Source organism: Roseovarius sp. MBR-154, assembly GCF_053628595.1.
This window is the reverse complement of sequence record NZ_JBRJGR010000007.1, coordinates 182247-208172: the sequence shown is the minus strand read 5'-3', so window position 1 is coordinate 208172 and position 25926 is coordinate 182247. Positions and strand designations below refer to the sequence as shown.

Here is a 25926-nt window from a genome sequence, read left to right as displayed (position 1 = left end):
ACGCCACTCGAAGCTGCGCTACCTAAGCCCCATGGCGTTCGAGGACCGAGCCATGCAAACCTAACCCGGTATCCACGGAACCGGCAGCAGGCCATGAACCTGGTGCCCTACATGCGCAGCCTGCAGGACAAGCCCGTCACCATGACCGTCGCGCGCCGCCTGCTGCGGGCCGAGCGCTCCGGCAACAACCGCCTGCGCGCCACCATCGGCACGGATTATTCCGATCACAGCTATACGCGGGAATTCGACCAGATCATCGTCAATCACGGCACGCTGCCGCTCGACGATCTCTATTTCGACCTGAGGCCGCTGTCGCGCAATCTGGGCGCGGTGGATCACGAGGCACTTCTGGCCGGGCAGCCGCAAACCCTCGCCCCCAACCCCGAGGGCGGCTTTCAACTGTTCCGGATCGGCGATGCGGTCAGCGCGCGCAACACGCATGCGGCGATTCACGACGCGCTGCGGCTGGTCAAGGATATCTGAACGCTTCGGAGCGCCCGCGGCCGGGCCCGTGGGCTTGAAATACACGACGAGATGACCGCCCTCGTCGCCCTCGACATGCACTTGTTGCCGGGGGATCCAGATCACGGGTTGGCGCGCCTCGTCGCCTGCCCGCCAGGCGCGATCCGTGACCACGCAGCCAGCCTCTGCCGCGCCGTAATCGGCCCTCGGCGGCACCTCGCGCATGAATAGGAGCCCGCGCACCAGCGTCTCGTCGCCGAGTGTGACATTGCCGCTGCCGAGCACTTTCGGCTCGACGCCACTGGTCAGGGTGGACTGCTGACGGCTCTGCGCCCAGACGCCACAGACCATGGTGCGCCCGTTCCGCTCGCGGATATCGGTGGCCACGGTGATGCCGCCACCGCTGGTGTAACTGCCGCCGCCCAACGCCGGGTCTGGCCCGAGCCGTGCGACCACCTGCGGCGCCAGCGTCGTCATGCAGGCGGCAAGACCGCCCAAGGCTGCGATCATGGTGAAAACGGGCCTGATCATCCTGCGCTCCATTGGTTGGACTCGGTTTTCATCCTAGAGGATATGCCGACCACCGCACAATGCCAGCCGCGCCCGGCTCACGCCTTTGCGACAAATGCGCCGGTTTCCTTGAGCATCTCGGGATACCACTCTTCCAGCGTCGGCAGGAAGGCCTCGCGCAGCCGCGCAACCTGAGCGGCGCTCAGATCGTCGCGCCAGACCCCGGCCTGCCCCTTGGCAAAGAACGCCTGCATACCCTGCGGGCGTTCGGCGAACCCGAGGGTCTCTTCCTGCTTCTTCATCGCCTCGAAACTCGTCGCCTTGACGGCGCGCGCAAGCTTGGGTCCGTCCACCTTGACGCGCAGGAACTTCTCCAGAAGCCCGCGCATGGTCTTGCCGGGGCTTTTCAGCATGTCCTCGTAGCGCACCACGTATTTCGGCAGGCCCGGCGCCTGCGTCCAGAGCCGGATATGATCGTCCCACCGGCCCAGAAGGTCGATGATCCCGTTCGGCGTTCCGGTCAGCGTCTCGGGATTGCACATCTGCGCGATCGCCGTATCCAGATCGCAGGACTGGTGTCGCGCGAAAGACGGCGCAAGGTCGAACGGATTGCGGATGATATAGATCGCCGCCGCGGTCACCTCAGGCGGGATCACGTCCTGATCGAAGACGCGGATGGTCTGGCAATGGGTCTTGACGAAATGGTGGTCGGGCTTTGACGCCGCGATCAGCCGCAGCGCGCGGCCGCGCACGCGCATCCAGTCCTCCAGCCCCTGCCCCCGGAACGGCGCGCCATTGGCCGCGTCGAAGAAATCCTGCCGCGTGTCGCCGGTGGTGAACTGGCGCAGGTTGTTGATGTCAGGGGCCTGACCGGCGGGCATGAAATAATGCGCGAGCAGGCTCCGCATCCAAGTGTTGCCCGATTTGGGATAGCTTGCCAGCCAGATGATGCGTTGCAGGTCGCTCATTCCAGATACCCGTATTTCTGCATGGTTTCCCCGAATCGCTCGCGCAGCTGATCGGCCAGCGCGGGATCGAGATCGGTTGTCCACTGATCCTTCTGGCCCTTGCTGAAGAACTTTTCGCTCTCCTTGGAACGTTCAATAAACCCTTGTTTTTCTTCTTGTTTCGACAGCTCATCGAAACTCGAAAAGCGGATCGCCCGGGCCAGCCGCTCAGGGTCGACGGGCACGCCGATATGCTCCAGCATCTTGCTGAAATGGGTCTCGGGATCGTCAAGCAGATCCTCGTAACGCACCAGAAGCCGCTTCCACGGCGCATAGGTCATCCAGCTGCGCACGTGATTGTCCCAGGAGCTTAGATATTGCGCCACGGTGCGTTCGGTCGGCAGGTTGGCGTTTTCGTGATGCGAGATCTGCCGGGCCGCCTCTTCCGGGGCGATACCGTAATGGCGCGCATAGGACAGCACCATGTCGAGCGGATTGCGCAGGATATAGATGGCAGAGCGGGTATAGCGGTCGGGGATCAGATCCATGCCGCTGGCGGCCAGCCGCGCGTTATGCGTCTTGACGAAATTCACATCGGCATCGTTGGCCACGATACCGCGCAGCACCTTGTCGCGCAGCTTCAGAACCTCGTGGAAGTTCTGAGGGTCGATCGGTCGCCCGGCCACCATATTGTACATGCGGACGATCGCGTCGCCCATCGCAAAGCGATGCGCCTCGTTGATCGGAAACGGTTGCGACGTGTTGGCGAGGTAATTGGCAAGGAAAAGCCGCGTCCAAGTGTTGCCGGATTTCGGATAGGAGGCCAGCCAGATGATGCTTCGCTTCATGCCCCGAAATTCCCCGTCTTTTGGCACGTGATGCGGCACACATAGAAAAGGCGGGGGGAAATGTCACCCCCCGCCCTCAAGTCTTTTGACCCGTCGATCAGAACGACAGGTTGATCGAGGTTCCGATCAGCGTGCCTTCGATTTCGCTGTTCGGGTTGCCGAACGTGCCGCCGAGATCCGCGTTAACGGTGCTTTCGGCGTACACGCCATAGACAGCCCAGGTCACGCCCGAGCCCAGCGAACGGCTGGCGACGAGCTGATAGGCTTCGTACTCGGACTTGTCGGAGGTGCCGTTCACGCCGTTGTACTCACCCTGGAAGGTATCGAGGCCAACCGACCACGGGCCTTCGATGTCGTAGGTCGCGCCGAGGCTCCAGCCTTCGGAGTTGAAGTTGCGGAAGCCGCCATTGCTGTTTTCGCCGTAGGAGCCGCCGAAAGTGAAGCCGGCATAGCCGAACTGCGCGCCAGCGGCCCAGACGGTCGGATCACCGTTGCCCGCGACATTGCTGTTGGCGGTGCCGTAACGGGCCGACAGGCCGATGTCGAAGCCGTTGAAGGTCTGGCTGTAGTTGGCGCCGATGTCGAAGATATCGGTCACGCCGGCATTGCGGTCGACACCGAGGTTGTTACCGGCGTTGTTGCCGCCACCTGCGACCGCTGCACGTGCTGCGGCAGTCCGGTCGGTGGTTGCTGCATAGGACACACCCACGGTCAGGCCGTTGAAGGACGGCGTGTAGTAGGTGATGCGCGGCACGTCGTTGTTGCCCAGAACCTCGGTGTAGGACGAGATGCCCGAATCACGGAAGACCCAAGGCGAGTTGCCGCCCGCGCCGGTCGAGATCGGAACGAAGCCCGAGAGCGACGGCGAGTTGATGCCGATGCCGCCGGACACCTGGGGAGCCGCGAGCGACAGCTTGTAGCCGGCCGAGTTCTCGTTGCCGAGGTCAATGCGGCCCAGCGTGTCGCTGGAGATCGACAGGAAGGTTTCGTCGATACCGACTGCACCGCCGCCGTTGTTGGTGCTTTCCATCTGCACGGTTGCACCGAAGGTCATGCCGTTGTCGAGCGTGACGGACGGGGTGAAGATGATTTCCGCGTTCTGGAAAACATCAACGCCGTCGAAGTCGCTGCCGACATGGACGTTGGTGGTGTCGAGGCCCATATACCCAACGTGTGCGTTGTGGAAACCGCCCCAGTCCATGTCCCATTCCTGGGCCGATGCCGGTGCGGCCATTGCGACGCCGAGTGCGATCGCGCTGGTGCTCAGAAGTTGCTTTTTCAAGGGTGTCCCTCCTCATAAGCAGGTTTTTTCGGATCCGCCGCACCAGTCATTGGAAACGGCTTGGACGAAGAAATGCGCCAAGAGGGACCAGACTGTCAACGTAACCCCCCGCCCGTTTCCGCATCACGCCCGACATGTGACGTAGAAACCACACAGAGTGGAGCAGCACCTTTGTAGATCCGGCGGACTTGAATTTTCATCTCTGGCGCGCGCCGAAGCCCGCGTTGCGAGGGGCGCAGGCGTGTTCCCGCGTCCCTCGCATCTTGCGTGACTGACCTTAGAACGTCAGGTTGATCGAGGTGCCGACCAGATAGCCCTCGACTTCGCTGTTCGCCAGACCGCCCGGAACGCCGGAGAACGACCCGCCAAGCTCCGCATTCACGGTGGTTTGGACATAGACGCCATAGACGGCCCAACTCACGCCAGCCCCGAGTTCGCGGTTGGCGATGATCTGGTAGGCTTCGTACTCGGCCTTGTCGCTGGTGCCGTTCACGCCGTTATATTCACCTTGATAGGTGTCTACGCCAAAGAGCCACGGGCCCGCCATGTCGTAGGTCGCGCCCAGCGCCCAACCTTCGGAGTTGAAGTTGCGGAAGCCGCCATTGCTGTTTTCGCCGTAGGAGCCGCCGACGGTGAAGCCCGCATAGCCAAAGCTCGCACCGAGGACCCAGAGGGACGGATCGCCATTGGCCGCGACATTGCTGTTGGCGGTGCCGTAACGCGCCGACAGGTCGACATCGAAACCGTTGAAGCTCTGGCTGTAGGCCGCCGCAACGTCGAAGATGTCGCTCACGCCGGCATTGCGGTCTACACCAAAGTTGTTGCCGGCGTTATTGCCGCCACCTGCGACGGCCGCACGTGCGGCGCCCGGCCGGTCCGTGGTCGCGGCATATGACACACCCACGGTCAGGCCGTTGAAGGACGGCGTGAAGTAAGAGATGCGCGGCACGTCGTTATTGCCCAGAACCTCGGCCCAGGCCGAAATACCCACATCGCGGAAGAGATAGGGCGAGTTGCCCCCGGCACTGATCGAAAGCGGGATAAAGCCCGAGACCGACGGCGAGTTGATCCAGATGCTGCCATCGACCTGCGGAGCCGAGACGGTCATCTTGTACCCGGCCGAGTTCTCGTTGCCGATGATGACCTTGCCCAGAGTGTCGCTGGACACTTCGAGATAGGTTTCGTCGATACCCACCGCACCGCCGCCGTTATTGGTGCTTTCCATCTGCACGTTGACACCGAAGGTCATGCCGTTGTCGAGCGTCACCGACGGGGTGAACTGGATCTCCGCCTCGGTGTAGACGTCGACACCGTCGAAATCGGTGCCGGCCAGAATGTTGGTGGTCTTGACATCGGCATAAGCGACATGGGCCGAGTGGTAACCGCCCCAGTCCATATCCCATTCCTGGGCCGATGCGGGCAGCGCCGCACCCACGGCGAGGGCGATTGCGCTGGTGTTGAGAAGTCTTTGTTTCACGGGTCTTCCTCCTGACAGGCCGGGCAATGAGCAATGAGTTGCCCGAAGTTTGCGATAAGCAGTGAACTCCGGGCGTTGCGCCCGACGCAGGAAAAGCGATGCTGATGCAATCCTGCCTTGTCCAAACACGAAGATGTGCGCTTCACGTGAAGTCCGCGAGTTTGGCAATTTTGCCACAGCTTGGCAGGGGGCTGACATCAGAATTTCATCATGATATCAATCATATGACAATTTATCTGGGATTACCGCCAAGCATATGACAGACGCGCCCAAGCCGCACACAGCGCCGCAGGATCAGGCTTGACAAACCATCCGCCGACTCACCCCGGCGCCTGATTTGAGGTGTGCCCCGCGCCACCGGCCCTGCTGCACCTGGCCCTTGATCCCCAGGTCCGATGCAGGGCGTGGACTCTGCCGCGACAAGGGCGCAAAATTCAGCCTGAATGATACAACCCATTGCAGGATCAAGGCAGGCTGAATTTGTCCATCAAGATCGAAATGCTCCGCTGTTTCCGCACCGTGGCCGATCACGGCAGCCTCTCCGAAGCTGCCGCGATTCTCGGGCGTACGCCCTCGGCGGTGTCGATGATGCTCAAGCAGTTCGAGGAGCATATCGGCGCGCCGCTCTTTGAAACCGCACGCAAATCCCGCCTTACGCCGCTGGGCGAGTTGGTGCTGCACGAGGCCGGGCGCGGGTTGTCGCATTTTGACCGGACGCTTTCGGCCATCGAGGGGCTGTCGCGTGCCGAGCGCGGGCATGTGCGTCTCGCAGTCACCCCCTCGGCGGCACAGGTCATCATGCCGCCGGTGCTGGAGCGGTTCCTCCGCGAGCGCCCCGGCGTGCGGATCGACCTCACCGACAGCGATTCCGCCACCGTGCAACAGGATCTTCTGGCCGAGCGCGCCGATATCGGTCTGGCCAGCCTGCCGCCCCTGCCGGGGCTGGAGCGCGACCTCATCCTGACCGATGCCTTCGGCCTCGTCTGCCGCGCCGACGACCCGCTGATCGGCAACTGGCCCGGGCACGGCTGGGCGGCCCTCGGGGAGACGCCCTTCATCGCCAACGGGCTTTGCAAGTATATTTCCGACCCGGCATTCGTGCCCGTCCTTTCCGCCGCGCCGCTGATGGTGCGCAACACCGCCTCGATCCTCAGCCTCGTGCGCGCGGGCGTCGGAGTGACGGTCTTGCCCGAACTGACCGTGCTGCCAGGGTCTCACGATCTGGCCTTCCTGCCTCTACCGGGCGCCGGGGCGCGACGCCAATTGTGGATGGTGACACAGCCCGCGCACCTGATGACCCCCGCAGCCCTGGTGCTGGCCACAGCGATTCGCAGCGCTCATCCACAGGCGCATCGCGGGCCAGCCTGAACCGCATCGCCCAATTGTGATCTGGCCGCACGGCTCATGCGTGCTAGTTTGTCGCAGGCAAGGGTGCTGCGATGAAAGGGAGGCCACGCATGACACGGACCATCGGAAACCCCCTCAGCTGGATGGCGGATGCCGCCTTTGGCGCGGGTCGCACCGCCGGCGAGGCGACAGAGGCGCTGCGCGGCACGGTCACCGCCCCGCCCGAAGTGCGCCGCCTGACGACTGCGGATCTGCGCGCGGCCCTGCGTAAGGGCATCGACGATTTCACGTCGCTGCGCAGCGACGTCATCTTCCTTATCGCGATCTATCCGATCATCGGAATCGCGCTCGCGCTTGTCGCCTTTCACATGGCGCGGTTGCCGATGCTCTTTCCACTGGCCGCAGGGTTCACCCTGCTCGGCCCGGTGGTCGCCACCGGGCTATATGAGATGAGCCGCCAGCGCGAGGCGACCGGTCAGGCTGGGTGGGGGGCGGCATTTTCGGTGATGACCGCCCCGGTGATCGTGCCGGTTCTGGTTTTGGGGTTGGTCCTGATGGGCCTGTTCATCGCCTGGATGTTCGCCGCAAGCCTGATCTACAATGTCACGCTCGGGCCGCAACCGCCCGCCTCGGTCAGCGGCTTTATCGCTGAGGTGCTGAGCACCGGGCCGGGCTGGACGATGATCGTGCTGGGCTTGGGCGTGGGCTTTGTCTTTGCCGGAGCAGTGCTGGTGATCAGCCTGATTTCCTTTCCGATGCTGATCGACCGGCGCGCAGGCATCCCGGTGGCGGTGCTTACCTCGCTCAAGGTGGCGCGGGAAAACCCGCGCATCGTTGCGACATGGGGTCTGCTGGTCGCCGTGGCGATGGTGCTGGGCACCCTGCCCGCCTTCCTCGGCCTGGTGCTCGTTCTGCCGGTTCTGGGTCATGCCACTTGGCATCTCTACCGGGCGGCCGTGCCGGGCGAGGCGTGAAGCGGGAGATACGGGGGCGTACAGATGAAGGCGCGGTGGGCTTTGCCGTCGTTTCCGCGCCGGGTCGGTCGCGCAGAGAACCGCTCCAGGACATATCCCCCCGTTCCCTTACCCCACCATCGGCGCAGGCGGCGGGCGCAGCGCGTCGGCAAGTTCGCCGTAGAGCGTCTTACGCTCGTCCTCTGACAAAAACGCCCCGATCTCGACCTCCCGGCCACTGCCCTTCAGCGTGATGTAACGCTCCACCGGGCCTCCCGTGGGATGCATCTGGACCTGCGCCCAGTAGCGATTGCACTCCCACGCCTGCACATCACCACGCGGATTGGTGCGGGTGAGGTGCACCTCGTCCGGTGAAATGACCAGGTTTTCGGTGACGCGGGCACTGCGATAGCTATGCTCCAACGCCCACCAGATGCCGCCTACAGCTGCCAGCATGAAGGGCAACAGCCCCCACAGCACCACCGTTCCCAGAAGTGGATAAAGCGGGATGGTGATCAGCGTGAAGGTGCCCAGCACGAACGCGGCAAAGCCCCGGCGCGGCAGCGACCGGTGCGGCCAGAGCGAAAGGCTGATATCTGGGTCTGCCCCGCGCGGCGGGGTGCTCCATTCATACGGCATGCCTCGTTTGTAGCCCTTGGGCGGAAAATGAAAAGGGTGCGCGGAGGGCCTGTAAGCCGGATTCTGTCCAGGGGTTGCCCCCTTGGATGACCATTCATCTTGACGCGCGGTTGCCCGCGCGCCTCAAGCTGCCAACCCGGACCGCCGGGCCAAGACGTGCCTGCGGGCGGTTTCGGTTGCCCGACCGGTCCCCGCGTGCGGTCCCTATTTGGCATTGCTCCCGGTGGGGCTTGCCGTGCCGGTCCGGTTGCCCGTCCCGCGGTGGGCTCTTACCCCACCGTTTCACCTTGACCCCGGCACTTGCCAAAGGCGAACCCTTGACACAGCTCCGGGGCTGTCTGTTTTCTGTGGCGCTTTCCCTCGGGTTGCCCCGGCCGGGCGTTACCCGGCACCGTTGTCTTGTGGAGTCCGGACTTTCCTCGATGCCCCTTGCAGGGCGCCGCGGCCATCCGGCCCTCCGCGCGAGGTTCGACTTAGGCGGTCGCGGGGTTCCGGTCAACTGGGAAGCGACGCGCGAGATCGGCGATCATCGCGCAATCCTCGGGCGCAAGCGGGCCAGCGGCATGCGGGCGAAAGCGCAGGCGAAAGGCGCGCAGCACATCCTGAGCGGTCACATCCTTGGGCAGTCCATAGCCGAAGCGAGCGGCATCGCGCAGGAAATCGCCCTCCGAAACCGGCCCGGCGGCAGAGACCTTCGGCCAGACCGACAGCCCCGCCCGCGCCAGCCCGCGCCAGTCAAACCCTGGCCCCGGATCGGATTTGCGGGCGGGGGCCATGTCGGAATGGGCGATCACCCGCGCGGGCGCGATCCGCCAGCGCTGCATGATGCCCGCCATGAGCCGCTCCAGCGCCACCATCTGCGGGGCGGGAAAGGGATGCGCGCCGGTATTGGCCAACTCGATGCCGATGGAACGGGAATTGACGTCCACGACATCCCCCCACTGCCCCACACCTGCATGCCAGGCGCGCATCTCCTCCTCGACCATGCGCCAGACGCGGCCGCGCTCACAGATCAGGTAATGCGCGGACACCTCAGCCTGCGCATCACAAAGGCGTTCGAGCGCCGCCTCGGGCGTCGCCATCGCGGTATGATGCAAGACGATCATATCAGGCCACACGCCGTCACGGCGCGGCCCGAAATTGGGCGAGAGACAGGAAGTCACCGGCTGGTGCGCCTCGGCGCACCCGGCCATCAGCCGCCGACCAGGTTCTGGTAGCGGGTCGGATCCCAGTCGCAGGCAAAGCCGTCGCCATCGGGATCAAGACCGAGGCGGTCGCGCTCCGGTCCGCCTTCGTGCAGAAAGTCGATCTGCGCCTCATCGGAGGAAGAATATTGCGCGCAGTTCCGCTCGAACTTGCTTGCCTTGTTGAACCCGACCCGGCTGTAGAGCTGCGTGCCCACGGGGTGCCGGTTGGCCAGTGCATAGGCCACAATATTGGGGCTGGCGTCATCAGGGCGGGTACCGATCGCCTCGGGTTCGATCACCTGATATTGCGCACGGTTCTGTGCAATGCGCGCCGCGTCCTCCTCGATGGAGCGTTCCGAGCCGACAGCATCGAAATCGTTCTCCTGCGAGATCCCCTGCGAATTGAGCACCGGCGGCGGTGGGTTCGAGGGGCTTGCCTGCACCGGCACTTCACCGGAATTGGCCGCCGCGAGCGCGGCCTGGGTTTCCGCCGCAAGACGCTCTGCCTCGCTGTCGCTCGCCGCCTGCCCGGTCGCGTCTAGCGGCTCGGACGAGACCGCATCGGGCGCAGGCAGGGCATTGCCCGCAAGGGCTGCCTCGCGCGCCGCTTTCTCGCGCTGATATTGGTCGTAATCCCCGAACCCGACCCCAGCCCCACTGTCGGGGATCGCCGGGGCACAGGCCCCGAGCGCCGCCATCATCACCAATCCAAGTGCGATCCGCATCTCTAAATGTCCTGCCTTGTGCCCGTTTGCAGGGGCGTTTACCACCATTTCGCGGGCTTGGCTACAAAGCCCGCCGCCTGTTCCAGCGCATAGGCGGTGTTGAGCAGATCGCCCTCGTCCCATGGCCGCCCGATCAGTTGCAGTCCGAGCGGCAGGCCCTGCTTGTCAGTGCCCGCAGGCACCGCGATGCCCGGCAGACCGGCAAGGTTGACGGTCACTGTAAAGACGTCGTTGAGATACATCTGCACCGGGTCGGCATCCGTCATCTCGCCCAGACCGAAGGCCGCGCTTGGCGTGGCCGGGGTGAGGATGGCGTCGATGCCCGCCGCAAAGACCTCCTCGAAGTCGCGCTTGATCAGGGTGCGAACCTTGCGGGCGCGGTTGTAATAGGCGTCGTAGAACCCGGCCGAGAGCACGTAGGTGCCAACCATGACCCTGCGCTGCACCTCATGGCCAAAGCCTTCGGCGCGGGTCTTCTCGTACATCTCGGTGATGCCGTCGCCCTGCGCCAGTTTTGCCCGGTGGCCGTAGCGCACCCCGTCATAGCGCGCCAGATTCGAGGATGCCTCGGCGGGCGCGATCACGTAATAGGCAGGCAGGGCATATTTGGTATGCGGCAGGCTGATGTCGCGGATCTCGGCGCCTGCGTCCTTGAGCATCGCGGTGCCATCGGCCCAGAGTTTCTCGATCTCGTCGGGCATGCCGTCCATGCGGTATTCCTTGGGGATACCGATCACCTTGCCCTTGATGTCGCCGGTCAGCATCGCCTCGAAATCCGGCACGGGGATATCCGCCGAGGTGCTGTCCTTGGGGTCATGGCCGCACATCGCGCCCAGCATGATGGCGCTGTCGCGCACCGTCTTGGTCATCGGCCCGGCCTGATCGAGCGACGAGGCAAAGGCCACGATCCCCCAGCGCGAGCAGCGCCCGTAGGTGGGTTTGATGCCGGTGATGCCGGTGAACGCCGCAGGCTGGCGGATCGAGCCGCCGGTATCGGTCCCGGTGGCCGCCAAGCAGAGGTCTGCCGCCACGGCACTGGCCGAGCCACCGGAGGAGCCGCCGGGGGTCAGCGCCGCCTCGTCATTGCCGCGCCGCCACGGGTTGACGACGTTGCCGTAAACGCTTGTTTCGTTCGACGATCCCATCGCGAATTCGTCCATGTTGAGCTTGCCCAGCATGACGGCACCGGCGTCAAAGAGGTTCTGCGTCACGGTCGATTCGTATTCCGGCTTGAAGCCTTCCAGAATGCGGCTCGCGGCTTGTGAGGGCACGCCGCGCGTACAGAAGAGATCCTTGATCCCCAGCGGAATGCCGCACATCGCGGGCGCATCGCCCTGCGCGATCCGCGCATCCGCCGCCTGCGCCTGCGCGCGGGCCAGATCCGGCGTGTCATGGACAAAGGCATTGAGCGCGCCTGCGCCCTGCACCGCCGAAAGGCAGGCTTCGGTCAATTCCACGCTGGTCACATCGCCCTTGCGCAGCGCGTCGCGGGCCTCGGCAATCGTCAGTTTGTTCAGTTCGGTCATCATTCAACCACCTTCGGCACGGCAAAGAAGCCCTCGCGCTCATCGGGAGCGTTCGACAGGATCTTGTCTTGCTGGTTGCCCTCGGTCACCACGTCATCGCGACGTTTCAGGCGCTGCGGGGTGACGGAAGTCATCGGCTCGACACCCGTCACATCCACCTCGCCCAATTGCTCGATAAAGCCGAGGATGGTGTTGAATTCCTGCGCCAGCGCGGGCAGCGCGTCCTCGTCCACGCGGATGCGCGCCAGCTTGGCCACCTTGGCCGCGGTTTCCAGATCGATCGACATGAGCCACTCCTCTTGTCCGGTTGCTCCCGCGTTTAGCGCCCGCGCGATATGGGTGCAAGACGGAGGCGGGCCCCGCCCCCCTTTATTCTGACCGCAGGCTTGTTACAGTCGCGCCAAATCGCAAAAGGGGAGACGACACATGAATATCATCTGGCTCGGACACAGCTCTTTCCGGATCGAGATCGGCGGGCAGGTGCTGCTGCTTGACCCGTGGCTGAACGGCAATCCGATGCTGCCCGAGGACAGTCACGAGGACGCAACCAGGGGGGCCACCCATATCCTGCTGACGCATGCGCATTTCGATCATGTCAACGACGTGCTGCCGCTGGCGAAATCCCTTGGCATTCCGGTGGTCGGCCAGTTTGACCTGATGGCACATTGGGAGCAGGCCGAAAAGATCGAGACCGTGGGCTTCAACAAGGGCGGCACGGTCGATCTGGAGGGCGTCAAGGTGACGATGGTGCATGCCACCCATTCCACCAGCTTTGGCACCGAAGCGGGGCCGCATGTGCCGGGCAGCGAATGTGGTTTCATGATCGCGGGCGAGGGGCATGTGATCTATGTCTCGGGCGATACTGACGTGATGGCCGATATGGGTGTCTTCCACGACCTGCATCAGCCCGATATCGGCATCTTGTGCGCGGGCGGGCATTTCACCATGGATATGCGCCGGGCGGGCTATGCGGCGAAAAAATTCTTCGACTTCAAGACCGTGATCCCCTGCCATTACAAAACCTTCCCGATCCTGGAGCAATCGGCGGAGGAGCTGGTCAAGGCATTGCCCGGTGTCAATGTGATCGAGCCCGAGGTGATGACGGCGATCAGTATCTGAGCGCGGAGTGGGGGCGCTGCCCCCACGCCCCCGGGATGCTTTCCGCAAGATGAAGCTGTCAGCGGCGGCGACGCTGCGGTTTGCGCTGCGGTTCTGCGGGCGATTTCTTGGTGTCGGGCTGGGGTTCGTCCGGCATCCCCAACTGGTCGCGCAGCACGCGGGGGCGGATTTCCTCGACCGCGCCGGGCTTGAGCTGGCCCAGCTGGAACGGCCCGTATGAGAGCCGGATCAGGCGGTTGACGACCAGGCCCACCGCCTCCATCGCGCGGCGAATTTCGCGGTTCTTGCCCTCGCGGATCGACACGGAGACCCAGGCATTGGCCCCCTGCTGGCGGTCGAGCGTCACCGTCATCGGCTGGAACTTCTCACCCTCGATCACCAGACCCTTGCGCAACGGATCGAAGGTGGCATCGGTCGGCCGCCCGTTGACGCGGGCGCGGTAGCGGCGCAGCCAGCCGGTGGAGGGCAGTTCCAGCTTGCGCTTCAACTCGCCGTCATTGGTCAGCAGCAACAGACCTTCGGAATTGAGATCGAGCCGCCCGATGCTCATCACGCGCGGCATGTCCTCGGGCAGGTCGTCATAGATCGTGGGGCGGCCCTGCTCGTCGCGGGTGGTGGTCACGCGGCCCACAGGCTTGTGATAGAGCCAGAGGCGCGCCGGTTCGGGCGCTGCAAGGGCGCGACCATCGACCACAATCTTGTCCGCAGGTGTGACGTTGAGCGCGGGCGAGGTGATCTTTTGCCCGTTCACGGTGACGCGGCCGGCCTCGATCAGGCGCTCGGCCTCGCGCCGACTGGCGCGGCCTGCGCGGGCGATGACCTTGGCGATGCGCTCGCCGGGGGGGGTGTTGGTGCTCATGGATCACGCGCATAGCGCAAAGCCGGGGCTTGCGAAAGCGCGGATCGCGGGGCAGAGACAGGTCATGACATTCCGCAGCCATATGGACACCGCCCTGACCGAGGCCCGCGCCGCCGCCGCGCGGGGCGAGGTGCCGGTGGGCGCGGTGGTGGTGGATGCTTCGGGCCGGATCGTGGCTCAGGCGGGCAACCGGACGCGCGAGCTCAGCGATCCCACCGCACATGCCGAAATCCTCGCGATCCGCGCCGCCTGCACTGCGCTCGGCTCGGAGCGGCTGGTGCGGCATGATCTCTACGTCACGCTGGAGCCTTGTGCGATGTGCGCCAGTGCCATCGCGGCGGCGCGGATCGCGCGGCTTTATTATGGTGCGGCTGATCCGAAATCGGGCGGCGTGGCGCAGGGCGCGCGGGTCTTCGCGCATCCGCAATGCCACCACGTACCGGAGGTTTATGACGGCATCGGCGCGCGGGAGGCCGAAGCGCTGCTCAAGTCCTTTTTTGCCACCCGGCGCAGGTCAGAATAGGGTCAGGCCATCGGCCAGAAACGGGTGCTGCCGAATCGCCGGATCGACGATGGCCTCCTTGAGAATCGGCTTGAGCCTGGCGGCCAGCGTCTCGGGCATGTCCTGCAAGATGCCCTTGCGCGCGATCACGCTGATCGTGCGCGTGAGCGGCGCCAGCGGCAATTCCAGCACGTCGATCTGATCGGCAAAGCGCCGCGCGCGCATCAACGCCAGTGGCGGCAGGATCGACCAGCCGGTGCCCTGCCCGACCAGCGCCAGGATCGAGTGATAGCTGTCCAGTTCGAAGCGATGCGGCAGGTTCAGCTTTTCGCGCACCAGATGCGCCGAGATCAGCCGCCCCATGTAATGCCGCTGCGTGTACTGGATGAGCGGCAGGCGCTTTAGCTGCCGCAGCACGTCGCGATCGGGGCGGATGACGCGGCGCGGCGCGACCACGGCAAAGCCTTCGCGCAGGACGGGATGCACCTCGGTCCAGTCCGCCGCGTCACCCAGTTCGGCGGCGACGATGAAATCGAGCGCGCGCGCGTCAAGCTGATCATAAAGGTGATGGCTCGCGCCGGTCTCCAGCAGGAACTGACAGCCCGTCAACTCTCCGGCCATGTGGGTGAGCAGTTGCGGCGTCACATCCGCCTCCAGATCCTCGATCATGCCGAGGCGAAAGCGGGTCAGCGTCGACAGGTGCGACATCGCCAGCTCGGCCCGCGCCTGCGCCGCCTCGTTCAGGATGACCTGAGCGCGGCGCTGCATGATCTCGCCCGCCGGTGTCAGGCGGATCGGGCGGGCGTTGCGTTGCAACAGCGTCGCGCCCACCGCGCCCTCCAGATTGGTCAATTGCTGGCTGACCGCCGAGGGGCTGGCCCCCAGACGCCGGGCGGCGGCGGAGATCGAGCGTTCGTCGGCGGCGGCCATGAACACCTCGATCCCCCACAGGGTGATCCGGCCCGGGCTTTCGACCATGGCGGCCTACTTGCTCATCTTCGACAACTTGCTCTGCAACTCCGCAAGCTGCTTCTTGATCTCGTCAAGATCGTCGCTGTCCTGCGCGGTGTCGCCATCGGGCTGCGGGCCGCTGCTGCCGATGCCCTTCAGCCCCCCGGTCATCGCCTTCATGAAGGCCTCCTGTTGGGCGCGCATCGCTTCCATCCCCGGCATCGCGGCGAGCGGATTGGCCTTGGTCATGTTCTCCAGCATCTTGGACTGGCCGTCGCGCAGCATCTCGAAGCTGGCGGCCAGGAATTCCGGCACCACGCTGGTGGCCTGCGTGGTATAGCTGCGCACCAGGTCGTTGAGCACGTTGATCGGCAGCACGCTTTCGCCGCGGCTTTCGTGTTCGGCGATGATCTGGAGCAGGTACTGTCGGGTCAGGTCGTCTCCCGACTTCAAGTCGATGATCTGAACCTCGCGCCCATCGCGGATGAATTCGGCGATGTCCTCCAGCGTGACGTAATCGGAGGTCTCGGTATTGTACAGCCTGCGGCTGGCGTAGCGCTTGATAAGCAACGGTTTCTGGGTGTCGGCCAAAGGATGTCCCTCCCGAGGAATGCGGCTGCAGCACAGACTAGACGCAAGTGCAGAAAAAAGAAAGGGCGAGCCTCGCGGCTCGCCCCTCGCAGTCCATACCCATCAAGGGAGGGGATCAGGGTATGTATCTGCGTGTTCTTACTTGGTCGAAGCGGTCGCTTTCTGAGTCGCTGCGGTGACGTCGTCGGTTGCTTTCTTGACAACCTTGGTGGCGTCTTCCTGCATGGTCTTGCCTGCGGCCATCATCAGTTCGACGGTTTCCATCTGAACCTTCTTGGCGATCTCGGCGAAGGCGGCCATGTTCTCGGCGGCGACTTCGGCATTGGCCGACGCGAAATCGGTCATCGCCTTGGCGTAATCGGCGGGCTCTGCTTTCGCTTTCGACATCTCGCTCAGCTTGGCCAGGGTTTCCTTGGTCCACTTGTTCGAGATTTCGGCCGACTGCTCGGCTGCGGTCAGCGCGACGCCTGACAGTTTCTCGTTCAGCGTTGCCTGATTCTTGAATGCATCTTCCATCGCCTTGGTGTCGACGGGGAAGGTGCCCATGACGTCTTTGAACATCGCGGTGAAATCTTGGTTCTTTGCCATTGGTAAGGTCCTCTCGGGTTAAGCGGAGTGTCCGCTGCTGTCTGCTACTGAGAGGAATATAGATGCTGCAGCGCGGCATTTCAAGATATTTTTCTGCACTGCAGCATTTTTCGATGACCTAGGGGGAAATCTTTTCAAAATCAGATAGTTGCCTTCTTGCGCACATAGGTCCCGGGGGCCGGGGCCAGTGCCGGATGTTCCGAATCGCCCGGCTCGCGGGCCGCAACCATCTTGCCCGACCGCTTCGCCAGCCAGGCCTCCCAGCGCGGCCACCACGACCCTTCGTGATAAGTGGCACTCGCCATCCACTCATCCGCCGACCCGCTCAGATTGTCGTTGATGTAATGCCCGTATTTCTTCTTGGCGGGCGGATTGACGATCCCGGCGATGTGTCCCGATTCCGACACGATGAAGGTGCGATCCTTCGCGCCGGTCTGCTGAAACCCGCGATAGCAATCCTTCCACGCGGCGATATGATCGTTCTCGCAGGTCACCGACATCAGCGGCACCTTGACGTCGCTGACATGCAGCCGTTCACCGCAGATCTCGAACCCGTCGGTCACGAAGTGATTACCCTGACACAGGCCGCGCAGATATTGCACCGTCATTTTCGCAGGCAGGTTCGCCCCGTCGCCGTTCCAGTAGAGCAGGTCGAAGGCGGGCGGAGCCTCGCCCATCATGTAACTACGCACGGCCGGCTGATAGATCAGGTCGCGCGAGCGCAGGAAGGACATGGTGCGCCCCATGATGAAGGAGCGCAGCACGCCTTGCGCGGCCACTTCCTTCTCGATGCCGTCGATGAAATCATCCTGAAGGAAGGGGGTGAACTCGCCCTGTTCGGCGAAATCGGTGAGCGCGGTAAAGAACGTGGCCGACTTGACCGAGGTGTCGCCGCGCTTGGCCATCAGCGCCAGCGTCAGATGCAGGGTGGTGCCCGCGATGCAATAGCCTACGGCGTTGACCTGTTTTTGCCCGGTGATCGCCTTGGCCTCGCGGATGGCGGTGAGAAACCCTTCCTCGATATACTCATCCATTCCGACATCGGCATGGCTCGAATCGGCATTGACCCAGCTCACCACGAAGAGCGTATAGCCCTGATCGGTGATCCACTTGATCAGGCTGTTTTGCGCCTTGAGATCGAGGATGTAGAACTTGTTGATCCAGGGCGGAAAGATCACTAGCGGGATGGCGTGGACCTGTTCGGTGGTGGGGCTGTATTGAATGAGCTCCATCATCCGGTTGCGATAGACCACCTCGCCGGGGGTGGTGGCGATGTTGGTGCCCAGGTCGAATGCCTTGTCATCTGCCAGCCGCACGACCAGCTCGCCATTGTTGGCCTCAAGGTCGGCGATCAGGTTCTCCATCCCCTTCACCAGGCTTTCGCCCTCGGTTTCGATGGCGCGTTCCAGCGCATCGGGATTGGTGCCTAGAAAATTGGTGGGCGACATCATGTCGATGATCTGATGCGCGAAATAATCGAGGCGGCGACGATCCTTCTCCGGCAGATCCTCGTCGATCTCCTCGAGCGCCTGTTCGATCGCCTGCGCATTCAGGGCATATTGCCGCTTGACGTATTTGAAATAGGGGTGTGAATTCCACAGCGGGTTGGAGAACCGCTTGTCACCGGCCAGCAGGTCGGGCGCGTCATCCGGCTCGGCCACCTCGCCGCGGATCAGCATCTGCTGGGCCTCCATGAAATGGCGCACCGATTTGCCCCAGTATTCCAGCTGCTGCTCGTAGATCTTGCCCGGATTCTCGAACATCTCGGTCCAGTAGGACGACGCGGCCTTGGCAAACAGGTCCTGCGACGGCGCGTTCAATGTCGGATTTGCAGGCTTGCGCGAGGCCAGCGCCTGGATCAGCCGCTGCGACAACTGCTCGACCTTGGCGAGATTTTCATTCATCTTTTCAACGTTTTCGCCTGCGACATCGTCTTGCGTTGCCATTTCAATCATTTCCCCTTAACATTTTCTGCTATGCAGCATACCGTCGCCATGACCGGAGGGGCAGTGCGACGAATAGAACCGGGTGCCCACCCGAAACAGGAGACGAATATGCGCTACATGGCCACCTACGACATGATGGAATCCCTCCGCAACGCCAACCAATGGCTCGGAGCCTCCGCCCTCTCCTTCGCATCCTATCCGATGTTCAGCATGGTGCCAAACCCTGCATTGCAATGGATGGCCGCCTGGGGCGAAGTCACCGAACGCAGCTATCAACGCATGATCTCCAAGCCCGACTGGGGCATCCGCACCTTCACCCATGAAGACGGACGCGATCATCTGGTGAACATCGAGACAGTGGTCTCGCGCCCCTTCGGCGATCTGATCCATTTCAATGTCACGGGACGCGAAGAACAGCCTCGCAAGGTGATGCTGGTGGCGCCGATGTCGGGCCATTACGCGACGCTCTTGCGCTCGACCGTCAAATCGCTGCTGGTCAATTGCGAGGTCTATGTCACCGACTGGCATAACGCGCGCGACATTCCCGTGTCCGAAGGCAAGTTCGATATCGAGGATTACACGCTCTATCTTGTCGATTTCATGAAGGCGCTGGGCCCCGATATCAACGTCATAGCCGTCTGCCAGCCCGCGCCGCTGACGCTGGCCGCCACCGCCTATCTGGCCGAACTCGAGCCAGAGGCGCAGCCGCGCACGCTCACCCTCATCGGCGGGCCGATCGACCCGGACGCAACACCGACGGACGTCACCGATTTTGGCCGCCGTGTGACCATGGGCCAGCTTGAAGAGACGATGATCCAGCGCGTCGGCTTCAAGTACAAGGGTGTGGGCCGCCAGGTCTATCCCGGCCTTCTGCAACTGGCCTCCTTCGTGTCGATGAATGCCGAGCGCCACGCCAAGGCCTTTACCGACCAGATCATGCGCGTCAGCCAGGGCGAGGCGAGCGATCACGACGCCCATAACCGGTTCTACGACGAATATCTCGCGGTCATGGATATGACCGCCGAGTTCTACCTCTCGACCGTGGAGCGAATTTTCAAGGGGCTGGAGATTGCGCAGAACCGATTCGAGATCAAGGGACACCGCGTCGATCTTGGCAAGATCACCAAGGTCGCCGTGAAGACCGTCGAGGGCGGCAAGGACGACATCTCGGCGCCTGGCCAATGCGTCGCCGCGCTCGATCTGTGCACCGGCCTGCCCGATCACATGAAGGCCAGCTATCTGGAGCCCGAGGCCGGTCATTACGGCATCTTCGCGGGACGTTCCTGGCGCAACAACATCCGCCCGGTGGTGCTCGATTTCATCGACGCGAATGCCCGGCCCAAGGCGGACCCCAAGGCCGAACCCAAGCCCGCGAATCGCAACGTTGCCGCGAATGGCTGACGCCGCCCCGGCGGCACCGCCCTGCGGTGCCGCCGCCGGGCGATGCGCTACGCGCAGGCTCACGGCGCGCGCTGCCGCCTGAGCCAGCGCCAAAGCGGCACGACATCGAGAGCGGCCACCGCAACCCCCAGTGGAACCATCCAGAACCCCAGCACCGGCAGAAACCCCAGCATTCCGCCGACAATCAGCAGCAGACCGGCGATCAGCCTTACTCCAGGCGGCAATCTGCGCCCGGTCCAGACCTGTACCCGACGGCGCAGTTGGCGCAACCTGCCCTTGGTGGAGCTTTCTGGCTTGCGCCTCGTCTCTGGTCCGGTCTCAGGCATCGACGCGATTCTGCAGCATCAACGGCCGTTGCAGCCAGCCACGCAGCGCCGCCGTCGTTACGTCGGGCTGCTCCAGCACCGGCAGATGCCCGGCCTCGGGCACCTGACACAGCGTGGCCGTGGGTATGAGATCAGCCAGAAAGCTGTGCCGCCGGGGCGGCGTCAGCCCGTCCAGCGCCCCGCACAGAACCAGCACCGGCACCTTGCAGCGGCGCAGCACCGCCTGATAATCGCGCCGCCGTTGCAGGGCGCGCGTCTGCCGGATGATCGCCTCGGGCCCGAGCGCGGTAGCCATCTCCACCACCTGCGCCAGAACCGTCCCACGGCCCGGTCCGGGGGCGAGCACATCGCGCCCCAGCATCATCTCGACCGCATCGGCCACCGGACCCGCGCGCAGCTTGATGATGAAGGGCTCGTATCCGGCGGCGGATTGCGGGGTTTCGGCCAGCGCATTGGTATCCATCAGCGCCAGTCGCGTCACCCGGTCAGGCGCACGTCGCAGGATCTCCATTGCCACGATGCCGCCCATCGACAACCCAGCCAGCGCAAAGCGGCGTGGCAGCACGTCGAGCAAACCCGAGGCGATCTCCTCGATCCGGTCCCCGCCGGTGATCGGCGCGACAGTGACCGCCATATCACGGCTCAGGTCGGCCAGTTGCGGCGCGAAAAGACGCGCGTCACACATCATGCCTGGAAGAAACACAACAGGCTCACTGCTCATCGGACATCTCGCACTCCCCGGGGGTCTGCGCCCCCGCTTTCGGGGATCAGAATGTCACCCCGCAGGACCAAAGTGCAAGCCCCGCCCGCCGCTGCGCGCTGGATTACGCCGGATTTACCGTCGCACTGTGCGCCTGACCGTGTCGCGCGATGACCTCTTCGAGCGTGGACCCGATCAGCGCCAGACAGGTCGGGTCCGAGAACCTGTGATCGGCGCCATCGACCAGAGTGAGCCGAATATCCGGCCCGGTTGAATGGTCCAAAAGCGACAAGGCCACCGATTTATCCACATCTTCATCGGCGGTTCCTTGCAGAAATCGAACAGGAAAGGGCAAATCGAGCGGGGTACGCAACACCAGGTTCTCCCGTCCTTCCTCGATCAGGCGGCGGGTGATGACATAGGGCTCGCCATAGTCGCTCGGAAGGGCAACCTGCCCGTGGTCCCGCAACGCCGCGCGCTGCGCCGCGTCAAAGCCCGCCCACATCGAATCCTCGGTGAAATCCGGTGCGGCCGCGATGGTGACCAACCCGGCCACGCGCTGCGGCATCTCGCGCGCCAGCAAGAGCGCGATCCATCCCCCCATGGACGAGCCCACGAGGATCTGCGGCCCCTTGGTCAGCGCCTCGATCACCGCCCGCGCATCCGCCGCCCAATCGCCGATGCACCCGTCGGTGAACGCCCCCGAGGATTGCCCGTGCCCGGAGTAATCGAACCGCAGGAACGCGTGGCCCATGCGCCGCGCCCACTCCTCGAGCCAGAGCGCCTTGGTTCCCTCCATGTCGGATTTGAAGCCGCCCAGAAACACCACGCCCGGCCCCTGCCCCGGCGTCTGATGATACGCCAGATCGCGGCCTTCCGCTGTGGTCAGATAAGACGGCCCCTGCATCGTGTCCTCCCTCGTCTTTCGAGGCGATCATGCATGGCGCGCCATGGCGACGCAAGCGTGGCTCGGAACCGCGACGAGAGACCGTCGATTCCCCCCCTCCAGCCGCGTTCAGCCGCCGATATAGGCTCCGCGACGCGGACGGTAAAAGACCTTCTGGTTGTGCAGGCGACCCAGCAGATCGTGTATCTGGCGAAGGGTGCCATCGGCATCTCGGTTGCTGTCCTCGGTCTTGTCGTGCTGTGCGGCCACCGGCACGGCACGCGCCGAAAGCTCGGATTTGGTCTGGCGCAGCGCCGCCTCGATCAGCTCCATATCCGCGACCGACAGTTCGAATCTTGAATTGTAACCCGGCATGTCTCTGGCCTCCTGAGCCCGTGCTGCGCGCCGACCGTGCAGGCGCAGCGTAATATTGTTTCGCGACCGATAAGCGGCATTTAGGCCATCAATTCCGACATGTCCAATGATTTTTCCGGCCTGCGGCAAAATGTTATCTTATACCATTGTATGCCGTCCATTTCAGAGGCGGGCCTTGACCTGCGGGCGCGCTGCGGGCATTAGGCGGCAACCATACCCGCAACCGGGCGTTCCGTGGGCGCCAAACCGACGAGGAGCCAGAGCAATGGCCGATATCTCCCTCACCTTCCCCGATGGCACTCCGCGCAGCTATCCCGCAGGCGTGACCCCCGCCGATGTCGCGGAAAGCATTTCGACGTCACTGGCGAAAAAGGCCATTTCGGCGCATGTCGACGGCCAGCACTGGGATCTGCAATGGCCGATCCCGCAGGACGCGGCAGTCAGCATCAACACGATGAAGGACGAGGCCCCGGCGCTCGAACTCATCCGCCATGATCTGGCGCATATCATGGCCCGCGCGGTGCAGGAACTCTGGCCCGATGTGAAGGTCACCATCGGACCCGTCATCCAGAACGGCTGGTATTACGATTTCGACCGCGCAGAGCCCTTCACCCCCGAGGATCTCGGCCTCATCGAGAAGAAGATGAAAGAGATCATCAACCTCCGCGACCCCGTGCGCACCGAGATCTGGGAGCGTCCGCGCGCCATCGAGCATTATCGCGGCACCCATGAGCCCTACAAGATCGAACTGATCGAGGCGATTCCCGGCGACGAGCCGCTGCGAATGTACTGGCACGGGCACTGGCAGGATCTGTGCCGTGGCCCGCATCTGCAACATACCGGTCAGGTGCCCGCCGACGCCTTCAAGCTGATGAGCGTGGCCGGAGCCTATTGGCGCGGCGACAGCAGCCGCCCGATGCTGCAACGCATCTATGGCGTGGCGTTCCAGTCCAAGGAAAAGCTCAAGGAGTATCTCACCTTCCTCGAAGAGGCCGAGCGTCGCGACCATCGCAAGCTGGGCCGCGAGATGGATCTGTTCCACATGCAGGAAGAGGCCCCCGGCCAGATCTTCTGGCACCCCAATGGCTGGACCATCTACACCACCTTGCAGGATTACATGCGCCGCCAGCAGACCCGCGGCGGCTATGTCGAGGTGAACACGCCGCAGGTTGTCGACCGCAAGCTGTGGGAGGCCTCGGGCCACTGGGAGAAATACCAGGACAACATGTTCATCGTCGAGGTCGACGAGGATCACGCGCGCGAAAAGGCGATCAACGCCCTCAAGCCGATGAACTGCCCGTGCCACGTGCAGATCTTCAATCAGGGGCTCAAATCCTATCGTGATCTGCCCCTGCGCATGGCCGAATTCGGCTCTTGCAACCGCTACGAACCCTCGGGCGCGCTGCACGGCATCATGCGGGTGCGCGGATTTGTGCAGGATGACGCGCATATCTTCTGCACCGAGGATCAGATCGAAGCCGAGACGGCGCGGTTCATCGCGTTTCTCTCGACGATCTACCGCGATCTGGGTTTTCCCGAATTCGAGGTGCTGTTTTCCACCCGCCCCGATGTCCGCGCGGGTAGCGACGAGGTCTGGGACCGCGCCGAGGCGGCACTGCTTGCCGCCACCCGCGCCGCCGGGGTCGAGCCGAAGGTGAACCCCGGCGAAGGGGCGTTTTACGGGCCGAAGCTGGAGTTCACCCTGACCGACGCCATCGGGCGCAAATGGCAATGCGGCACGCATCAAGTGGATTTCGTTCTGCCGGAGCGGCTGGATGCGACCTATATCGGCACCGACGGGGCCAAGCATCGCCCGGTGATGCTGCACCGTGCCGTGCTCGGAAGCTTCGAGCGGTTCATCGGCATCCTGATCGAGGAACACGCCGGGCGCCTGCCCTTCTGGCTCGCGCCGCGTCAGGTCGTGGTCGCCTCGATCACCTCGGAGGCCGATGACTATGTATTTGAGGCGGTTGATAAACTGACCGCCCTCGGCATCCGCGCCGAGGCCGACACGCGTAACGAGAAGATCAATTACAAGGTGCGCGAGCACTCCGTTGGCAAGGTGCCGGTGATCCTCGCCTGCGGCATGCGCGAGGTCGAAGAGCGCAGCCTGTCGGTCCGGCGTCTGGGCGAAAAACAGACCAGCATGCGGGCGCTCGACGAGATGGCGCAGGAGCTTGCACGCGAGGCCACCCCACCCGATCTGGCCTGATCCACGGGCCCCCGTCACGGCGCGCAGGGGTCCCGCGCGCTGCGCCCCGTGACGCATGCCGGGCCAACGAAACCACGTCTCTCCTCACGGAATAGTTAGGTTCAATTACAGTCGATATGTGCGACGTTCCGCGCGGGAGACCTTTGCGTCTTGTGACCGAAATGGAGAGACTATCATCATGAAACGCCAGCTTTTCGCCGCCGCCGCGACCCTCGCTGCCAGCCTCACATTGGCCCCCGTCGCCCATGCGGCCTGCGCCGTCGACGTGACCGATCCGTTCGAGCTTGACGCCGCCGCGATCGACGAAATCTATGCCTGCCTCAAGGACGAGATGGCCGAGAATTACGCCAAGGAAGGCAACGAGGTGGCCGCCGCCTATCGCGACTGGACCGTGAGTTCGACCCGCCCCGCCGTCGCGGGCGCGCATGGCAACCGTCTGCTCCAGACCTTTGCCAACGACATCGCCGCAGAGCAATACCTGAAATTCGCCGAAGAGGGCGTGGACATGCCCGCAGGCTCGGTGCTTGCCAAGGAAAGCATCACCATCTCCGCCAAGAAGAAAGAGGCCCGCACCGGCCCGCTCTTCATCATGACCAAGGGCGAGGAAGGCAGCGCGCCCGACACCGCCGACTGGGTCTATGCGGGCGTGCAGCCCAACGGCAAGCCGATGAAGTTCAAGCAGAGCTTTTGCCACGATTGCCACGTCGCATGGGAGGCGCAGGACATGCTCGCCTACCCACTCGAAGAGGTCCGCGTCTCGAATTGAAGCAGTCCACTCACGCAACCGCCCGGTCCCCTGCCAAGGGGGCCGGGTTTTTCTTTGCAAATACCGGAAAGCTGCGCCATTAAGCCCGGATGACACCACAGATGCGCGCGCTTTTAGTTCACCTTTTGACCGCTACCGGCGCGGTATTCGCGATGCTCGCCATGCTCGCCGCGATCAACCGCGAGTGGGAGCTGATGTTCCTGTGGCTGGTCGTGGCATTTGCGGTGGACGGTATCGACGGGCCGCTGGCGCGCAAATATGACGTGCAGCAATACGCGCCCGAATTCGACGGCGTGCTGCTCGACCTGATCATTGATTATCTGACCTATGTGTTCATCCCCGCCTTCGCGCTGTTCAGCTCCGATCTTCTGCCGGGCTGGACGGGCTGGCTGGCGATCATCGTGATCACCTATGCCAGTGCGATGTATTTTGCCGACACAAGGATGAAGACCAAGGACAACTCCTTTTCCGGCTTTCCCGGCTGCTGGAACATGATGGTGATCGTGATGTTCGCGATCAAGCCGTCGTTCTGGATCATTCTCGCGCTTGTGGTGATCCTGTCGGTGGCGATGTTCCTGCCGCTCAAGTTCGTGCATCCGGTGCGCACCGAACGCTGGCGCTGGCTGACGCTGCCGATGGCACTCGGCTGGACGTTCTTTGCGGGCTGGGCGGCCTGGGTGCATTTCGACCCGCAGAGCTGGGCGCATTGGGGGTTGGTGGTGACCAGCGTCTACCTGGTCTTTGCCGGTATCGTGCAGCAGATCATCCCGCCCCGCGACACTCCGATCTGAGACCGCGGGC

General features: G+C 63.7%; 26 protein-coding genes, 1 other RNA gene and 1 pseudogene. 9 read left to right on the top strand and 19 right to left on the bottom strand.

The features are described 5' to 3' along the window. Positions 1-90: 90 nt before the first annotated feature. Positions 91-483 (top strand): annotated as a pseudogene (locus ACSSV4_RS11625) (N-methylproline demethylase); the annotation flags it as partial. A gap of 587 nt (positions 484-1070) precedes the next feature. Here the strand turns inward: ACSSV4_RS11625 and ACSSV4_RS11620 are convergent. The 4 genes from ACSSV4_RS11620 to ACSSV4_RS11605 form a co-directional block, all read right to left on the bottom strand. Next, positions 1071-1940: a sulfotransferase domain-containing protein gene (locus ACSSV4_RS11620; RefSeq protein WP_454275308.1), complete on the bottom strand. Its 870-nt coding sequence runs from the start codon at positions 1938-1940 to the stop codon at positions 1071-1073. Further along, entirely contained in the window at positions 1937-2767 is an 831-nt protein-coding gene (locus ACSSV4_RS11615; RefSeq protein ID WP_454275307.1) for a sulfotransferase domain-containing protein, read from the bottom strand. The genes ACSSV4_RS11620 and ACSSV4_RS11615 overlap by 4 nt, the downstream gene beginning before the upstream one ends. 97 nt (positions 2768-2864) lie before the next feature. Then, positions 2865-4049 (bottom strand): porin, encoded by a 1185-nt coding sequence (locus ACSSV4_RS11610; RefSeq protein ID WP_454275306.1) that lies wholly within the window; start codon positions 4047-4049, stop codon positions 2865-2867. 277 nt (positions 4050-4326) lie between these two features. Then, positions 4327-5526, bottom strand: coding sequence for a porin (locus ACSSV4_RS11605; protein ID WP_454275305.1), 1200 nt, complete (start codon positions 5524-5526; stop codon positions 4327-4329). A 480-nt stretch (positions 5527-6006) separates the two neighbouring features. Here ACSSV4_RS11605 and ACSSV4_RS11600 point away from each other — a divergent pair, with 480 nt between their 5' ends. Then, positions 6007-6894 carry a LysR family transcriptional regulator gene (locus ACSSV4_RS11600; protein ID WP_454275304.1) on the top strand — a complete coding sequence of 296 codons (888 nt, stop codon included), beginning with the start codon at positions 6007-6009 and terminating at the stop codon, positions 6892-6894. Between the two features lie 89 nt (positions 6895-6983). Next, positions 6984-7847 carry a DUF2189 domain-containing protein gene (locus ACSSV4_RS11595; RefSeq protein WP_454275303.1) on the top strand — a complete coding sequence of 288 codons (864 nt, stop codon included), beginning with the start codon at positions 6984-6986 and terminating at the stop codon, positions 7845-7847. Positions 7848-7955: 108 nt separating this feature from the next. Here the strand turns inward: ACSSV4_RS11595 and ACSSV4_RS11590 are convergent, their stop codons facing one another. The 6 genes from ACSSV4_RS11590 to gatC form a co-directional block, all read right to left on the bottom strand. Beyond that, a complete protein-coding gene (locus ACSSV4_RS11590) occupies positions 7956-8465 on the bottom strand; it encodes a DUF2244 domain-containing protein (protein WP_454275302.1) in 510 nt (169 codons plus the stop codon). Between the two features lie 36 nt (positions 8466-8501). Then, an RNA gene (rnpB, locus tag ACSSV4_RS11585) (RNase P RNA component class A) lies at positions 8502-8926 on the bottom strand. Positions 8927-8938: 12 nt separating this feature from the next. Continuing rightward, on the bottom strand, positions 8939-9571 hold the full coding sequence (locus ACSSV4_RS11580) for an N-acetylmuramoyl-L-alanine amidase (protein ID WP_454275301.1): 633 nt from the start codon (positions 9569-9571) through the stop codon (positions 8939-8941). Positions 9572-9657: 86 nt separating this feature from the next. Then, a complete protein-coding gene (locus tag ACSSV4_RS11575; RefSeq protein WP_454275300.1) occupies positions 9658-10377 on the bottom strand; it encodes a hypothetical protein in 720 nt (239 codons plus the stop codon). Positions 10378-10415: 38 nt separating this feature from the next. Then, positions 10416-11903: an Asp-tRNA(Asn)/Glu-tRNA(Gln) amidotransferase subunit GatA gene (gene gatA, locus ACSSV4_RS11570; RefSeq protein WP_454275299.1), complete on the bottom strand. Its 1488-nt coding sequence runs from the start codon at positions 11901-11903 to the stop codon at positions 10416-10418. Beyond that, positions 11903-12190, bottom strand: a complete 288-nt coding sequence (gatC, locus tag ACSSV4_RS11565) for an Asp-tRNA(Asn)/Glu-tRNA(Gln) amidotransferase subunit GatC (RefSeq protein ID WP_454275298.1) — start codon at positions 12188-12190, stop codon at positions 11903-11905. Before gatC ends, gatA begins: the two co-directional genes overlap by 1 nt. A 139-nt stretch (positions 12191-12329) precedes the next feature. On the opposite strand from gatC, the gene ACSSV4_RS11560 reads away from it, so the two are divergent. After that, complete coding sequence (locus tag ACSSV4_RS11560; protein WP_454275297.1) at positions 12330-13022, top strand: metal-dependent hydrolase; 693 nt, start codon at positions 12330-12332, stop codon at positions 13020-13022. Between the two features lie 58 nt (positions 13023-13080). On the opposite strand, the gene ACSSV4_RS11555 is transcribed toward ACSSV4_RS11560, so the two are convergent. Further along, a complete protein-coding gene (locus ACSSV4_RS11555; protein WP_454275296.1) occupies positions 13081-13881 on the bottom strand; it encodes a pseudouridine synthase in 801 nt (266 codons plus the stop codon). Between the two features lie 64 nt (positions 13882-13945). On the opposite strand from ACSSV4_RS11555, the gene ACSSV4_RS11550 reads away from it, so the two are divergent. After that, a complete protein-coding gene (locus ACSSV4_RS11550; RefSeq protein ID WP_454275295.1) occupies positions 13946-14404 on the top strand; it encodes a nucleoside deaminase in 459 nt (152 codons plus the stop codon). On the opposite strand, the gene ACSSV4_RS11545 is transcribed toward ACSSV4_RS11550, so the two are convergent. The 4 genes from ACSSV4_RS11545 to ACSSV4_RS11530 all read right to left on the bottom strand — a co-directional run bounded on the left by ACSSV4_RS11545 (position 14396) and on the right by ACSSV4_RS11530 (position 18459). Beyond that, positions 14396-15361, bottom strand: a complete 966-nt coding sequence (locus tag ACSSV4_RS11545; RefSeq protein ID WP_454275294.1) for a LysR family transcriptional regulator — start codon at positions 15359-15361, stop codon at positions 14396-14398. The two genes, ACSSV4_RS11550 and ACSSV4_RS11545, sit on opposite strands and share 9 nt — an antisense overlap. 6 nt (positions 15362-15367) lie before the next feature. Then, positions 15368-15925 (bottom strand): polyhydroxyalkanoate synthesis repressor PhaR, encoded by a 558-nt coding sequence (phaR, locus tag ACSSV4_RS11540; RefSeq protein WP_454275293.1) that lies wholly within the window; start codon positions 15923-15925, stop codon positions 15368-15370. Between the two features lie 138 nt (positions 15926-16063). Beyond that, positions 16064-16513, bottom strand: coding sequence for a phasin, PhaP (locus ACSSV4_RS11535; protein WP_454275292.1), 450 nt, complete (start codon positions 16511-16513; stop codon positions 16064-16066). Positions 16514-16653: 140 nt separating this feature from the next. Continuing rightward, positions 16654-18459, bottom strand: a complete 1806-nt coding sequence (locus ACSSV4_RS11530; protein WP_454275291.1) for a PHA/PHB synthase family protein — start codon at positions 18457-18459, stop codon at positions 16654-16656. 108 nt (positions 18460-18567) lie between these two features. On the opposite strand from ACSSV4_RS11530, the gene phaZ reads away from it, so the two are divergent. Next, positions 18568-19860, top strand: a complete 1293-nt coding sequence (gene phaZ / locus ACSSV4_RS11525) for a polyhydroxyalkanoate depolymerase (RefSeq protein ID WP_454275290.1) — start codon at positions 18568-18570, stop codon at positions 19858-19860. A 59-nt stretch (positions 19861-19919) separates the two neighbouring features. On the opposite strand, the gene ACSSV4_RS11520 is transcribed toward phaZ, so the two are convergent. The 4 genes from ACSSV4_RS11520 to ACSSV4_RS11505 form a co-directional block, all read right to left on the bottom strand. Then, positions 19920-20186 carry a hypothetical protein gene (locus ACSSV4_RS11520; protein ID WP_454275289.1) on the bottom strand — a complete coding sequence of 89 codons (267 nt, stop codon included), beginning with the start codon at positions 20184-20186 and terminating at the stop codon, positions 19920-19922. Continuing rightward, positions 20179-20907 carry an alpha/beta fold hydrolase gene (locus tag ACSSV4_RS11515; RefSeq protein WP_454275288.1) on the bottom strand — a complete coding sequence of 243 codons (729 nt, stop codon included), beginning with the start codon at positions 20905-20907 and terminating at the stop codon, positions 20179-20181. Before ACSSV4_RS11515 ends, ACSSV4_RS11520 begins: the two co-directional genes overlap by 8 nt. 103 nt (positions 20908-21010) lie before the next feature. After that, a complete protein-coding gene (locus tag ACSSV4_RS11510) occupies positions 21011-21793 on the bottom strand; it encodes an alpha/beta fold hydrolase (protein WP_454275287.1) in 783 nt (260 codons plus the stop codon). 108 nt (positions 21794-21901) lie between these two features. Next, positions 21902-22147 (bottom strand): hypothetical protein, encoded by a 246-nt coding sequence (locus ACSSV4_RS11505; RefSeq protein ID WP_454275286.1) that lies wholly within the window; start codon positions 22145-22147, stop codon positions 21902-21904. Positions 22148-22412: 265 nt separating this feature from the next. Here ACSSV4_RS11505 and thrS point away from each other — a divergent pair, with 265 nt between their 5' ends. The 3 genes from thrS (at position 22413) to ACSSV4_RS11490 (ending at position 25916) form a co-directional block, all read left to right on the top strand. Beyond that, positions 22413-24359, top strand: coding sequence for a threonine--tRNA ligase (thrS, locus tag ACSSV4_RS11500; RefSeq protein ID WP_454275285.1), 1947 nt, complete (start codon positions 22413-22415; stop codon positions 24357-24359). 178 nt (positions 24360-24537) lie between these two features. Beyond that, positions 24538-25125: a cytochrome P460 family protein gene (locus ACSSV4_RS11495; RefSeq protein WP_454275284.1), complete on the top strand. Its 588-nt coding sequence runs from the start codon at positions 24538-24540 to the stop codon at positions 25123-25125. 89 nt (positions 25126-25214) lie between these two features. Next, on the top strand, positions 25215-25916 hold the full coding sequence (locus ACSSV4_RS11490; protein ID WP_454275283.1) for a CDP-alcohol phosphatidyltransferase family protein: 702 nt from the start codon (positions 25215-25217) through the stop codon (positions 25914-25916). Positions 25917-25926 lie beyond the last annotated feature (10 nt).

Coding starts and splice junctions, on each gene's coding strand:
- ACSSV4_RS11560 (WP_454275297.1), top strand. CDS start 12,330: ATGAATATCATCTGGCTCGGACACAGCTCTTTCCGGATCGAGATCGGC.
- ACSSV4_RS11580 (WP_454275301.1), bottom strand. CDS start 9,571: ATGATCGTCTTGCATCATACCGCGATGGCGACGCCCGAGGCGGCGCTC.
- ACSSV4_RS11535 (WP_454275292.1), bottom strand. CDS start 16,513: ATGGCAAAGAACCAAGATTTCACCGCGATGTTCAAAGACGTCATGGGC.
- ACSSV4_RS11530 (WP_454275291.1), bottom strand. CDS start 18,459: ATGGCAACGCAAGACGATGTCGCAGGCGAAAACGTTGAAAAGATGAAT.
- ACSSV4_RS11545 (WP_454275294.1), bottom strand. CDS start 15,361: ATGGTCGAAAGCCCGGGCCGGATCACCCTGTGGGGGATCGAGGTGTTC.
- ACSSV4_RS11620 (WP_454275308.1), bottom strand. CDS start 1,940: ATGAGCGACCTGCAACGCATCATCTGGCTGGCAAGCTATCCCAAATCG.
- ACSSV4_RS11615 (WP_454275307.1), bottom strand. CDS start 2,767: ATGAAGCGAAGCATCATCTGGCTGGCCTCCTATCCGAAATCCGGCAAC.
- ACSSV4_RS11515 (WP_454275288.1), bottom strand. CDS start 20,907: ATGAGCAGTGAGCCTGTTGTGTTTCTTCCAGGCATGATGTGTGACGCG.
- phaZ (WP_454275290.1), top strand. CDS start 18,568: ATGCGCTACATGGCCACCTACGACATGATGGAATCCCTCCGCAACGCC.
- ACSSV4_RS11575 (WP_454275300.1), bottom strand. CDS start 10,377: ATGCGGATCGCACTTGGATTGGTGATGATGGCGGCGCTCGGGGCCTGT.
- ACSSV4_RS11590 (WP_454275302.1), bottom strand. CDS start 8,465: ATGCCGTATGAATGGAGCACCCCGCCGCGCGGGGCAGACCCAGATATC.
- ACSSV4_RS11550 (WP_454275295.1), top strand. CDS start 13,946: ATGACATTCCGCAGCCATATGGACACCGCCCTGACCGAGGCCCGCGCC.
- ACSSV4_RS11510 (WP_454275287.1), bottom strand. CDS start 21,793: ATGCAGGGGCCGTCTTATCTGACCACAGCGGAAGGCCGCGATCTGGCG.
- thrS (WP_454275285.1), top strand. CDS start 22,413: ATGGCCGATATCTCCCTCACCTTCCCCGATGGCACTCCGCGCAGCTAT.
- gatC (WP_454275298.1), bottom strand. CDS start 12,190: ATGTCGATCGATCTGGAAACCGCGGCCAAGGTGGCCAAGCTGGCGCGC.
- gatA (WP_454275299.1), bottom strand. CDS start 11,903: ATGACCGAACTGAACAAACTGACGATTGCCGAGGCCCGCGACGCGCTG.
- ACSSV4_RS11595 (WP_454275303.1), top strand. CDS start 6,984: ATGACACGGACCATCGGAAACCCCCTCAGCTGGATGGCGGATGCCGCC.
- ACSSV4_RS11495 (WP_454275284.1), top strand. CDS start 24,538: ATGAAACGCCAGCTTTTCGCCGCCGCCGCGACCCTCGCTGCCAGCCTC.
- ACSSV4_RS11520 (WP_454275289.1), bottom strand. CDS start 20,186: ATGCCTGAGACCGGACCAGAGACGAGGCGCAAGCCAGAAAGCTCCACC.
- ACSSV4_RS11505 (WP_454275286.1), bottom strand. CDS start 22,147: ATGCCGGGTTACAATTCAAGATTCGAACTGTCGGTCGCGGATATGGAG.
- ACSSV4_RS11555 (WP_454275296.1), bottom strand. CDS start 13,881: ATGAGCACCAACACCCCCCCCGGCGAGCGCATCGCCAAGGTCATCGCC.
- ACSSV4_RS11490 (WP_454275283.1), top strand. CDS start 25,215: ATGACACCACAGATGCGCGCGCTTTTAGTTCACCTTTTGACCGCTACC.